This is a genomic window from Nonomuraea sp. NPDC050733, assembly GCF_040654215.1.
GTDB lineage: Bacteria > Actinomycetota > Actinomycetes > Streptosporangiales > Streptosporangiaceae > Nonomuraea.
The window spans coordinates 49,462-61,504 of record NZ_JBFAHO010000044.1; the positions used below are offsets into that span (position 1 = coordinate 49,462).

Genomic DNA, 12,043 nt, shown 5'->3' on the forward strand with positions numbered 1-12,043 from the left:
AGGACCCCACCGACATTCCCGCCGGGGACAGGTCAGCCGAGGGAGAAGACCGGGTTCTCGGCCTCGCCCGTGGCCTTGGAGACCCACGCCTGCTTGTCCTGGTTGAGCTCCAGGATCTCCTTGCTGTCCGCCGTGGCCGCCAGCACCCGCACCCCCAGGGCACTGATCGAGGAGAGCCGCTTGACCGGCGGGAGCTGCGTGGTCTGCCCGTCGCCGACGTAGATCTCCCTGACGCTCTGCACGTTGTTGCTCTGCACCAGCACCAGCAGCCGCTCGCCGTCGCGCCAGGCGATGTCCTTGATCTCCTCCTCGTCGGCCACCGTCGTCAGCGTCTGGAAGTTGCCCAGCATGGGCGCCCCTCCGCCCCCGGTGATCGCGCCCACCCGGACCTCGTTCTTGCCGATCGTCACCGCGACCCGCACGCCGTCGCGGGAGATGCGCAGCCGCGTGACGTCGAGCCCGTCGAGGCCGGGCGCGGCGACCCGCTCGGGGCCGCGGCCGGCGCCCGGGTCGCACCGCAGCACGGCGTCGTTGGCCCGGTCGTAGGTCCACAGGGTGCCGTCGCGGTGCCAGGTGGGCGGGGTCAGGTCCGCCTCGCGGCCCTGGATCCAGCGCTGCCACCGGCCGTCGGGGGCGACCCGGGCGACCCAGATGCCGCCGCCGGCCGCCTCCGTCCCGCGCCCGGCGACCATGGCGCCGCCGTCGGCCATCGCCAGGCTGCGGTACAGGTCGTTCGGCTGGCCCGCCGGACCCTGGACGGCGTTGCCGGGCCGCTCGTCGCCGAGGGAGCGCACCGCGCCCCGGCTGACGTAGTAGGCGGGGCTGACATTGCTGCCCAGCCAGTCCTCGCGCATGTCGTCGGCCCGGATGACCAGCGGGTCGGAGGAGTAGAACGGCTCGCCGTCGATCTGCACCTCGATGGTGCGGCCGTTGGCCATGTCGTTGTTGTTGAGCGTCCACTTGAGCTGTGCCTTCAGCCCGTCGGTGTAGAGCTCGTCGGGCTCGATGGGGCCGTGCAGGTCGACCACGACGCGGTCGTCGTCGGACCTGACCGAGCGGACGCTCATGCCCTGCGGGAAGACGCTGCCCACCGCGCCGTGCAGCGCCTTGCTCGGCCCCTCCAGGAGGCGGCGGACGATGGTCTGCGCGAAGTTCTCGGTGGGCTTGATGCGCAGCCAGACCCGGTCGACGATGAGCCGCCGCTCGGCGAACGCCTGGCTCGTCCCGGGCGGTCCGGCCAGGTAGTACAGCTTGGTCGGCTGGTAGGCGCGGGCCACGTCGTCCATGGTGAGCAGCAGCCCGGCGCCCCGCTCGATCGACTGGACGTGGTAGGCGCCCTGCGCGTCCTTGACCAGGGTGAAGTCCACGGAGATGTCGCCCGCCGAGGCCGCGAACGGCATGTACGTGTCGTCGGCCTCGATGCGGGCGACCGGGGTGCCGGTGAGCCGGATGACGACCTGGTCGCCGTCGCTCTTGCCGACGTAGTCGTACTTGGGGCGGTTGGCGATGACGGTGACGGGGCCGTCCGGTTGCCACGCCTTCGCGGTCGCGGGCGTGAGGTAGGTGAGCAGCACGTCCGGCTCGTCGGCGTACGCCGCCATCGCCGCCTGGAGGCCCTGGACGACCTGGAGGGGCGCCCACGCCGGCTGCGGCGTTACGGCGATCATGCGCTGGAACGGCTTGCTCATCGGGTCGCCGCCGCCGGCCTCGTCCACGGGGAACGGCCCGCCGACCGGGATCACCGCGCAGCCGGCGCCCGCCCACGCCGTGACGGCGACGGCCAGGGCGGCGGCGGCGAGCGCCCTATGCCTCCTCATGCACGGCCCCGTCTCCCGACGCCGGCAGCAGCACCGGGGTCATCTGGCCTCGCCAGGTGCGGCGCATCTCGATCTCCGGGGGCACCAGCGACAGCGGGGACCCCTTGAGGTCGGCCCCCGCCGTCCTGGGCAGCGTGAGCCGGAACTGGGAGCCCTCGCCCGGCTGCCCCCACGCCTGGAGCCAGCCGCCGTGCAGCGTGGCGTCCTCGCGGGAGATGGCCAGGCCGAGCCCGGTGCCGCCGATGGTGCGCGCCCGCGAGGGGTCGGCGCGCCAGAACCGGTCGAACACCATCGTCTCCTCGCCGGCCTTCAGGCCGATGCCGTGGTCACGTACGGCGACGGCGACGGCGTCGCGGTCGGCGCCCACGGTGACCACCACGTCGCGGCCCTCGCCGTGCTCGATCGCGTTGAACAGCAGGTTGCGCAGGATCCGCTCGACCCGCCGGTTGTCCATCTCGGCCATGCACGGCTCGTTGGGCAGCCGGAGCTCGAAGCGGGTGGCGTGGCGCTCGGCCAGCGCCTCGGAGTCGGCGATGGCGCGCAGCACGACGTCGCGCACGTCGACGGAGTCGAGGTCGAGGGTGGCGGCGCCGGCGTCGTAGCGGCTGATCTCCAGCAGGTCGGCCAGCATCGACTCGAAGCGTTCGAGCTGGGCCTGCATGAGCTCGGCCGAGCGGGCGGCCATCGGCTCGAAGTCCTCGCGGGCGTCGTAGAGCAGGTCGGCGGCCATCCGCACGGTGGTCAGCGGCGTGCGCAGCTCGTGGGAGACGTCGGAGACGAACTGGCGCTGCACCTGGGAGAGCTCCTCCAACTGGTGGATCTTGAGTGCGAGGTTGCCCGCCATCTCGTTGAACGAGGTCGCCAGGCGGGCCAGGTCGTCCTCGCCGCGCACCTTGAGCCGCTCGTCGAGCTTGCCGGCGGCCAGCCGCTCGGCGGCCTGGCGCGCCAGGCGGACGGGAGTGACGACCTGGCGTGCCACGAGGTAGGCGATCGCGGCGAGCAGCAGCACCAGCCCGAAGCCCACCACGACGATGGCGAGCCGGACGTTGGAGAGCATCTGCTCTTCGTCGTTGAGCGGGAAGAAGTGGTAGACCTCGTAGGCCGGCTGGGCCTCGGGCGGCACCAGGCCGCCGATGACCAGCGTCAGCCGGGGCTGGCTGTCGCCGCTGAAGCGGATGAGCGCCTGGTGCCGCAGCGGCTTGTCGTAGCGCATCTTCTGGGCCTGGCGTTCGAGGCCCTGCCGGAGCGCGACCGGCACGTCCCGCGGCGACACCTTGCCGGAGGCGCGCGAGGCGCCGGGGGTGGTGGTGTTGAGGACGAGCACCTCGTAGCGCTTCTTGGAGCCGTTCTCGCCGGAGCCGGTGATGGTGTTCATCACGGCGTCGAGCGGGTCGGCGGGCGCGCTCTTGCCCGTCTCCGAGGGTTTGGCCTGGTCGTCGGGCTCCTGGCTGAGCGCGGCGGCGATCTGGACGCGGTCGGCGAACGCCTCGCTGGCGGCGGACGCCTGGCTGCTCGCGATGACCGACTTGTTGATCTGGTCGGAGAGGAACACCCCGAGCACGACCACGACCGTCACGGAGATGACCAGCGTGCTGGTGACGACCTGGAGCTGGAGCGAGCGCCGCCAGGCCCGGCGGACCGCCCCCGCCGCACGCCGCGCCCGCCGGCGGACCCCGCCCAGAATCTGGCGGAGCGTCCGTCGACGGAGACCGTTCCTCGTAGGGGGCATGGCGTGGGGGAAGGGACCGCGCTAGGCGGGTCCGGCCTTGTACCCCACGCCGCGGACGGTGACCACGATCTCGGGGTGCTCGGGGTCCTTCTCGATCTTGGCCCGGAGACGCTGCACGTGCACGTTGACCAGGCGCGTGTCGGCGGCGTGCCGGTAGCCCCAGACCTGCTCCAGCAGCACCTCGCGGGTGAACACCTGCCGCGGCTTGCGGGCGAGCGCGACGAGCAGGTCGAACTCGAGCGGCGTGAGGTTGATGGTCTCCTCGCCCCGCTTGACGGAGTGGCCGGCGACGTCGATCGTGATGTCGCCGATCTGCAGGATCTCCGGCGTCGGCTCGTCGGTGCGGCGCAGCCGCGCCCGCACGCGCGCCACCAGCTCCTTGGGCTTGAACGGCTTGACGATGTAGTCGTCGGCGCCGGACTCCAGCCCCAGAACGATGTCGATCGTGTCACTCTTGGCCGTGAGCATGACGATCGGGACCCCTGACTCGGCCCTGATCCTGCGCGCCACGTCGATGCCGTCGGCCCCCGGCAGCATCAGGTCGAGCAGCACGAGATCCGGGCGCGTGTCCCGGAACGCGTCAAGCGCCTTGTCGCCGTCGGAGACAAAGGATGGTTCGAAGCCTTCCCCGCGCAACACGATGCCCAGCATCTCGGCGAGAGCGGCATCGTCGTCGACGACCAGCACGCGACCTTTCATGGCCCCTCATTCGTTCTACGCATTCTGGGACATACCAGCACGATCGCTGAAGGTTACCCTTGGTCGGCTCATGTGTGGGACACGAGACCTTCAAATGACGAATTTTAGACTCGCACCACGATCGCCATCTCAGTCTGCGGTAACCGACCGCCTTTCTGCCATCCCTCGGCGAGATCACCCCGCTTGAATCACCCGCGAATGCGGGCAAGTACGCACCGAAAGCCCTCCCCGACACCATGGCGTCCCCCAGCGTGCCAGGATTGGGATATGTCTGACGGTCACGGCCCCTCACCCGAGACGCCACCAGGCTGGGCGGCCGAGCAGCCCCCACCCTACGGCGCTCCGCAGCCTTCGCCGTGGACCGCCCCCGGCTCCGCCCCGGGAGCTCCGCACGGCGACGGCCCGGAGACTCCCCACCAGCAGGCCGCTCACTCTCCGTACACGGCCCATCCCCCGCAGCCGCCGGGCGGCCAGGCCCACGGGTACGGGTCCCAGGGCCACGGACCGCAGGGATACGGGCCCCAGGGCTACGGCTACGCGCCCCCGGCGGCCCCGCGGCCCGGCATCATCCCGCTGCGCCCGCTGCGGCTCGGCGACATCCTCGACGGCGCCATCAAGCTGGTCCGCTCCAACCCCAAGGCCGTCCTCGGCCTGTCCGCGGTCGCCGCGCTGCTGGCCTCCGTGCCGGTCGCCGTGGGCCAGGCGTTCCTGCTCGGCTCGATGCGCACGTCCATCCGCGACTCGTTCACCGACCCGTCGGCCGTCGGCGCGACCGGCCTGTACGACGACTTCCTCGCCCAGTACGGCGGCACGCTCGTCTCGCTGGCCGTCAGCTTCGTGGTCGTGACGATCCTGACCGGCGTGCTGACGCGCATCCTCGGCCGGGCCGTCTTCGGCGGCTCCATCACCGCGGGCGAGGCGTGGCGGCTGACCCGGGGGCGCGTGCCCGCGCTCTTCGGCATGGTGGCCCTGCTGGCGATCGTCATGGTCGTCCCCCTCCTCGTCTTCGGCCTGATCCTCTGGGCGCTGGCCGGCACCGGGTCCCTCTCCGAGGGCGGCCTGGTCGGCGTCGTGCTCCTGATGGTCGTCCTGTACCTGGCGTACGCGTTGTACTTCCGCACCGTCTTCGGGCTGGCGTCCCCGGCCGTCGTCCTGGAGGGGCTGGGCCCGGTCGCCGCCCTGCGGCGCTCCTGGGAGCTCGTGCGCGGCGACTTCTGGCGCGTGTTCGGCATCCTGCTGCTCACCTCCCTGATCGTGGGCGTGGTCGCGAGCATCCTGCAGGTGCCGTTCACCATGGTCGGCACGGTGCTGGGCGTCCTCGGCAGCGGCGCGGGCTCGGCGATCGTGGCGGCGGTGCTCATCGCCGTCGGCGGCACGCTGGGCGCGATGATCAGCTACCCGATCGAGGCCGGCGTCGCGGGCCTGCTGTACGCCGACCGCCGCATGCGCAGCGAGGCGTTCGACCTCGTCCTGCAGACCGCGGCCGTCGAGCAGCAGCGGCAGGGCTGGGTGCACGCGTCGGCGGACGACCTGTGGCGTCCCACCGGCACGCCGCGGCCGTGAGCCTCCCGCCCGTGATCCTCTCCGGGAGCCCGATCGGCAGGGACGAGGCGGCCCGCCGGGCCGCCGAGGAGCTCTCCGGGCCCGCGTACGCCCACGAGTCGCTGATCGACGTGGTCTACCGCCGCTTCCTCCAGTTCGTGGAGGACCTCATGGACGCGGTGACCGGCGGCGGCACCACCGGGGGCGTCATCGCGGCCGTCCTCATCACGCTGGTCCTCGTCGCGCTGGTCGCGCTGGGCGCCTGGCGGCTGCGGCGCGCCGCGCGCGAGAACGCGCGGGCCCTGCCGGGCGTGTTCGGCGAGCGGGTGATGACCGCCGCCGAGCACCGGGAGGCGGCCGAGCGCGCCGCCGCCGAGGGCCGCCACGGCGAGGCGATCCGGGAGCGGCTGCGCGCGATCGCCCGCGACCTGGAGGCGCGCGCGCTGGTCGACGGGCAGCCCGGCCGCACGGCCGACGAGCTGGCGGAGGAGGCGGGCCGGGCGCTGCCGGGCTTCGCCGCCGACCTGGCCGCCGCCGCGCGCTCATTCGACGACGTGACGTACGGCGGCGTGACCGGCACCCCCGAGGCGTACGCGGCCATGCGCGACCTCGACGAGCGCCTCCGCCAGGCCAGGCCCGCTCCCCTGGGAGCACCGGCATGAGCGCCCCCCGACTTCAACATGTCGACGGTCAGTCAGGCGAGCCGACCGGTTCCGGCACGGGGCCCGCCCGGGCCGGGGAGTCGTCGTCCACCTCGCCGACCGTCCGCTCCGCCTGGCGCGCGAGCCGGTGGGCGGTGCTGCTCGGCCTGATCATCGTGGCGGCGGCGGTCCTGAGCGTGGCCATCGGCGGCGGCGAAGGCCCGTCGCGCCGGTTCGACCCCGACGACACCTCCCTCGACGGCTCCAAGGCGCTGGCCGAGCTGCTGCGCGACCGCGGCGTGACCGTGGACCGGGTGGACTCGGTGACGCGGGCCCGGGAGCTGGCGCAGCAGGGTGACCGGCTGCTGCTGGTCACCGGCACGAGCCTCGTCCTCGACCCGGCCGCGCTGGCGGCGATCCGCGGCGACCGCGTCGTGGTCGGCGACGTCCACCGCGTCGACCTGCTCGCCCCCGGCGTCCGCGTCACCGCCGAGGCCCCGCGTGAACGCTCGCGGGAGCCGGAGTGCTCGCTGCCCGCCGCGACGGCCGCGGGCAGCGCCTTCATGGGCGGCTCGGCCTTCACCGCCCCGCGCGGCGCCACCGGCTGTTACCCGGTCGCCGGCGGCGCGGGCTGGACCCTCGTCAGCCTGCCCAACGCGGGCGGCACGACCACGGTCGTCGGCGGCGGCGAGTTCATGACCAACCGGCGCCTGGCCGAGGACGGCAACGCGGCGCTCGCCCTCAACCTGCTGGGCTCGGCCAAGGCCGTGACCTGGCTGGTCGAGCCGCCGCCGGACGAGACACTGGCCGGCCCCGCCGGCGAGTCGGTCTACGACCTGATGCCGCCCGGCGTCCCGTGGGCCGTGGGCATGGCGGTCGTGGCCGTCCTGGTCACCGCGTTGTGGCGGGGCAGGCGGCTCGGCCCGGTGGTGACCGAGCGGCTGCCGGTCGTCGTGCGGGCCGCCGAGACGGTCGAGGGGCGCGGACGGCTCTACCGGGCCAGGCGCGCCCGGGGCCGGGCGGCCGACGTGCTGCGGGCCGGCGCGATCGACCGGCTCGTGCCCCGGCTCGGGCTGACGGCCGACGCGGGCCGGCACGAGGTCGTCGCGGCCGTCGCCGTACGGACCGGGCACGATCCGCGGCAGGTCGGGGCGGCGCTGTACGGGCCGGAGCCCGCCGACGACGCCGGGCTCGTCGCCCTGGCCCAGTACCTGGACTCCATCGAAAGGACGGTCGGTGAACACTGAGGAGACCACCCGCATGGCGGCCCGCGGTGAGGCGGCCCGCGAGGCGCTGGCGGCGCTGCGGGCGGAGGTGTCCAAGGCCGTGGTCGGCCAGGACGCGGTGGTGACCGGGCTGGTGATCGCGCTGCTGTGCCGGGGGCACGTGCTGCTCGAAGGCGTGCCGGGCGTCGCCAAGACGCTCATGGTCCGCACGCTGGCCGCGGCCCTGGACCTGGAGTTCAAGCGGGTGCAGTTCACGCCCGACCTGATGCCGGGCGACGTGACCGGTTCCCTGGTGTACGACGCGAGGACGGCGGAGTTCGAGTTCCGCGAGGGGCCGGTGTTCACCAACCTGCTGCTCGCCGACGAGATCAACCGCACCCCGCCGAAGACCCAGGCGGCGCTGCTGGAGGCCATGGAGGAGCGGCAGGTCAGCGTCGAGGGCGACGCCCGCCGGCTGCCCGACCCGTTCGTGGTGTGCGCCACCCAGAACCCCGTCGAGTACGAGGGCACCTATCAGCTCCCCGAGGCCCAGCTCGACCGGTTCCTGGTCAAGCTGACCGTGCCGCTGCCGCCGCGCGAGCAGGAGATCGCGGTGCTGGAGCGGCACGCGCACGGCTTCGACCCGCGCGACCTGTCGCACGTGCGCCCCGTGGCGACGGCAGCCGACCTGGCCGCCGGGCGTGCGGCGGTGGCGGGGGTGCACGTCGCCCCGGAGGTGCTCGGCTACATCGTGGACGTGTCCCGCGCCACCCGTAACTCGCCGTCGCTCCAGCTCGGCGTCTCGCCGCGCGGCGCGACCGCGCTGCTGGCCGCCTCGCGCGCCTGGGCGTGGCTGTCGGGCCGCGCGTACGTCACGCCGGACGACGTCAAGGCGCTGGCCCGGCCGGCGCTGCGGCACCGGGTGCAGCTGCGGCCCGAGGCGGAGCTGGAGGGGGCGACCGCCGACGGCCTGCTCGACGGCATCCTGGCCTCGGTCCCGGTCCCGCGCTGATGGCTCTGACGGGACGCGCCGCGCTGGTCGCCGCGCTCGGCGTCGTGGTGGTGCTGGTGGCGCCGCGGCCGGGAGCGGCGCTGGCCGGGGTCTGCCTCGTGCTGGCCGCGGCGATCCTCGTGGACCTGGCGCTGGCCGGCTCCGTGCGCCCTCTGCGCCTCCACCGCTCCGGCGAGACGCTGGTGCGGCTCGGCCGGCGGGCCACGGTCGAGCTGGTCGTGGAGAACCCGGGCTCCCGGCGGGTCCGCGGCGTGCTGCGCGACGCCTGGCCGCCCTCGGCGGGGGCGTCCCCGCGGGTGATGGAGCTGGACGTGCCGCCCGGCGAGCGCCGCCGGCTCACCGTGACGCTCACCCCGACCAGGCGCGGCGACCGCGCGTCCGTGGCGGTGACCGTGCGCTCCGTCGGCCCCCTCGGGCTGGCCGCGCGCCAGGGACGGCACCGCTCGCCGTGGGCGGTGCGGGTGCTGCCGCCGTTCCTGTCGCGCAAGCACCTGCCGGCGCGGCTGGCCCGCCTCCGCGAGCTGGAGGGCCGGCACCCGGCGCTCGTGCGCGGGCAGGGCACGGAGTTCGACTCGCTGCGCGAGTACGTGGTGGGCGACGACGTGCGCTCGATCGACTGGCGGGCCACCGCGCGCCGCCACGACGTCGTGGTGCGCACCTGGCGCCCCGAGCGGGACCGGCGGGTGCTGATCGTCCTCGACACCGGCCGCACCTCGGCCGGCCGGGTCGGCGAGGCGCCGATACCGCTGGCCGGGGCCGCCGCGGACGGCGGCGGGCCGCTGGTCCGGTCCGGCACGCGTCCGGTGCCCGGCTGGCCGCGGCTCGACTGGTCGATGGACGCGGCGCTGCTCCTCGCCGCGCTGGCCGCCCGCGCCGGCGACCGGGTGGACTTCCTCGCCCACGACCGGGCCGTGCGCGCCTGGGTGTCCGGCTCCTCCCGCACCGAGCTGCTGTCGTCGCTGGTCAACGCGATGGCGCCGATCGAGGCCGAGCTGGTCGAGGCCGACTCGCAGGCCATGGTGGCCGCGATCCTGGCGCGGGCCAAGCGGCGCTGCCTGGTCGTGCTGCTGACCGACCTCAACGCGGCCGCGCTGGACGAGGGCCTGATGCCGGTACTGCCGCAGCTCTCCTCGCGCCACCTGGTGCTGGTCGCGGCCGTCTCCGACCCTCGGGTGGCGGCCATGGCGGCGAGCAAGGGCACGGCCGAGGAGGTGTACGACGCCGCGGCGGCCGAGCGCACCCGGCTGGACCGGCGGCGCATCACCGCGCGCCTGCGCCGGCACGGGGTCGAGGTGGTGGACGCGCCGCCGGACGACATCGCGCCCGCGCTGGCGGACGCCTACCTCGCGCTCAAGGCCGCCGGTCGCCTGTAGCACCCGCTTCCGGATGCCGGACCGTCGTGCCCGCCGTCAGGCGCTGGGGGCGACGTCGGGGGCGTGCTCGATGTCGCCCGTCTCGTCGCGGCGGGCGGCCCGCCGCCCGAACACCAGCACGTACGCGAGGAACACGACCTCCGCGAGCACCCCGATGGCGATCCGCCCCCACGTCGGCAGCCCCGACGGGGTGACGAACGCCTCGATCAGCCCCGACACGAACAGCACCACGACCAGCCCGAGCGCCACGGCCATCACCGCCCGCCCCTGCTCGGCCAGCGCCTCGGCGCGCCTGCGCGGCCCCGGGTCGACGACCGTCCAGCCCAGCCGCATGCCGACCGCCGCCGCGAGGAACACCGCGGTCAGCTCCAGCAGCCCGTGCGGCATGATCAGGCCGAAGAACACGTCCAGCTTGCCGCGCGAGGCCATGAGGCCGCCGGAGACGGCGACGTTGGCCGCGTTGGTCCACAGCACGTACGGGATGGGCAGCCCGAGGAAGATGGCGTAGACGATGACCTGCGCCGACACCCACGCGTTGTTGATCCACACCCGGCCGGCGAACGACGCGGCCGGGTTCTCGGAGTAGTAGTCGGCGAAGTCGTGCTCGACGAGCCGCCGGATCTCCTCCGGGGACGCGATCGCGGCCTGCACCTGCGGGTCACCGGCCACCCACGCGCCCATCACCCACCCCACGGCCACGAACGCCAGGGCGGTGGCCAGCCACCACCACCGTGCCCGGTAGGCCACGACGGGGAACGACACCGTGAAGAACCTCACCAGCTCCCGCCAGGCGGGGGCGTGCGCCCCGGTGACCGCCGACCGGGCGCGGGCGACCAGCGCCGACAGGCGGCCCGCCAGCATCGCGTCGGCCGTGGAGGAGCGGACGATCGACAGGTGGGTGGACACCCGCTGGTAGAGGTCGACCAGCTCGTCCACCTCGGCACCGGTCAGGGACGAGCGGTGCTTGACGAGGTGCTCGAGCCGGTCCCAGGCGGGGCGGTGCGCCGTGACGAACGCGTCGATGTCCACCCGACCATTGTGGCCGGTCGATCAGCGGGTCATTGCCGTTAGGCTCCACATATGTCTGAGGTCGTGACCGGGGACGCCGTCGTCGTCGAGGTACGGGTGGCGCAGCTTCCGACCCGTGCGGTGGCGCTCGTCATCGACATGGTCGTGCAGGTGACGCTGCTCATCGCCGCTCTCGTCGCGGTGCAGGCGTTCGCGCTGGTCAGCGATCCGGCGATGATCGCCGCCGTCATGATCGTGTTCATGGTGCTGGTGATGGTCGGCTATCCGGTGATCTTCGAGTCGGTCACGCGGGGGCGCAGCCTCGGCAAGCTGGCGATGGGCCTGCGGGTGGTGGGCGACGACGGGGGGCCCGAGCGGTTCCGCCAGGCGCTGTTCCGCGGGCTGGCGGGGATGGTGGAGATCTGGGCGTTCACGGGTGCGCCGGCGCTGATCTCCTCGCTGATCTCGCAGCGGGGCAAGCGGCTGGGCGACGTCTTCGCGGGCACGATCGTGATCGCCGAGCGGGGGCCGCGCGACCAGGGGCACCTCATCGTCATGCCGCCGCCGCTGGCGTCCTGGGCCGCGCGGCTGGAGCTGTCACAGCTGCCCGAGGAGGCGGCGACGGCCGCCCGGCAGTACCTCCTGCGCTGGCACGACCTCTCGCCCGCCGTACGGCACGAGATGGGGGTGCGCATCGCGACGCAGGTGGCGGCCTACGTGTCGCCCGCGGCGCCCGCGGGGGTGCCGCCGCACGCGTACCTGAGCGCCGTGCTGGCCGAGCGGCGGCGACGCGACGCCGCCCGGCTCGCCCGCCAGGCGAGCGTCCGGGCGGGCGGCGTCCAGGCGGGCGGGCCGGTCCCCCCGCCAGGGGCCGACGCGCGTCCCGGCCCGGTGGCCCCGCCCTGGTCCGGCGGGCCCGCCGGACCGCCCCCGGGGGGCCAGATCGGAAGAGCACACGGATGAACTCCAGGCGCGTCATGGAGTGTGAGGGATGACGGGGTCGGGTTGGAAATGGTT

The 12,043-nt window shown here is 74.2% G+C and carries 10 protein-coding genes; 6 read left to right on the plus strand and 4 right to left on the minus strand.

The genetic code is table 11. The features are described from left to right. Nucleotides 1–32 precede the first annotated feature (32 nt). Genes AB0H64_RS38600 through mtrA form a run of 3 tightly spaced genes read right to left on the minus strand, consistent with a single transcriptional unit; the run spans nt 33 to nt 4,245 of the window. A complete protein-coding gene (locus AB0H64_RS38600) occupies nt 33–1,817 on the minus strand; it encodes an LpqB family beta-propeller domain-containing protein (RefSeq protein ID WP_357635015.1) in 1,785 nt (594 codons plus the stop codon). Continuing rightward, the gene (mtrB, locus tag AB0H64_RS38605; RefSeq protein WP_357635018.1) at nt 1,804–3,546 is read right to left on the minus strand and encodes an MtrAB system histidine kinase MtrB; all 1,743 of its coding nucleotides are present in this window, start codon (nt 3,544–3,546) and stop codon (nt 1,804–1,806) included. The genes AB0H64_RS38600 and mtrB overlap by 14 nt, the downstream gene beginning before the upstream one ends. A gap of 21 nt (nt 3,547–3,567) precedes the next feature. Further along, the gene (gene mtrA, locus AB0H64_RS38610; RefSeq protein WP_106236674.1) at nt 3,568–4,245 is read right to left on the minus strand and encodes an MtrAB system response regulator MtrA; all 678 of its coding nucleotides are present in this window, start codon (nt 4,243–4,245) and stop codon (nt 3,568–3,570) included. Nucleotides 4,246–4,512: 267 nt separating this feature from the next. Between mtrA and AB0H64_RS38615 the strand changes: the two genes are divergently transcribed. Genes AB0H64_RS38615 through AB0H64_RS38635 form a run of 5 tightly spaced genes read left to right on the plus strand, consistent with a single transcriptional unit; the run spans nt 4,513 to nt 10,018 of the window. Next, the gene (locus AB0H64_RS38615) at nt 4,513–5,808 is read left to right on the plus strand and encodes a glycerophosphoryl diester phosphodiesterase membrane domain-containing protein (RefSeq protein WP_357635022.1); all 1,296 of its coding nucleotides are present in this window, start codon (nt 4,513–4,515) and stop codon (nt 5,806–5,808) included. 11 nt (nt 5,809–5,819) lie between these two features. Beyond that, nucleotides 5,820–6,449 carry a DUF4129 domain-containing protein gene (locus AB0H64_RS38620; RefSeq protein WP_357635025.1) on the plus strand — a complete coding sequence of 210 codons (630 nt, stop codon included), beginning with the start codon at nt 5,820–5,822 and terminating at the stop codon, nt 6,447–6,449. Continuing rightward, the gene (locus AB0H64_RS38625) at nt 6,446–7,675 is read left to right on the plus strand and encodes a DUF4350 domain-containing protein (RefSeq protein WP_357635028.1); all 1,230 of its coding nucleotides are present in this window, start codon (nt 6,446–6,448) and stop codon (nt 7,673–7,675) included. Before AB0H64_RS38620 ends, AB0H64_RS38625 begins: the two co-directional genes overlap by 4 nt. Before the next feature lie 13 nt (nt 7,676–7,688). Then, on the plus strand, nt 7,689–8,645 hold the full coding sequence (locus tag AB0H64_RS38630) for a MoxR family ATPase (RefSeq protein WP_357635042.1): 957 nt from the start codon (nt 7,689–7,691) through the stop codon (nt 8,643–8,645). Next, a complete protein-coding gene (locus AB0H64_RS38635) occupies nt 8,645–10,018 on the plus strand; it encodes a DUF58 domain-containing protein (protein ID WP_357635031.1) in 1,374 nt (457 codons plus the stop codon). Before AB0H64_RS38630 ends, AB0H64_RS38635 begins: the two co-directional genes overlap by 1 nt. 36 nt (nt 10,019–10,054) lie before the next feature. On the opposite strand, the gene AB0H64_RS38640 is transcribed toward AB0H64_RS38635, so the two are convergent. Beyond that, nucleotides 10,055–11,047: a stage II sporulation protein M gene (locus AB0H64_RS38640; RefSeq protein ID WP_357635034.1), complete on the minus strand. Its 993-nt coding sequence runs from the start codon at nt 11,045–11,047 to the stop codon at nt 10,055–10,057. Between the two features lie 51 nt (nt 11,048–11,098). On the opposite strand from AB0H64_RS38640, the gene AB0H64_RS38645 reads away from it, so the two are divergent. After that, nucleotides 11,099–11,989: an RDD family protein gene (locus tag AB0H64_RS38645; protein WP_357635037.1), complete on the plus strand. Its 891-nt coding sequence runs from the start codon at nt 11,099–11,101 to the stop codon at nt 11,987–11,989. The last annotated feature ends 54 nt before the right edge of the window (nt 11,990–12,043 follow it).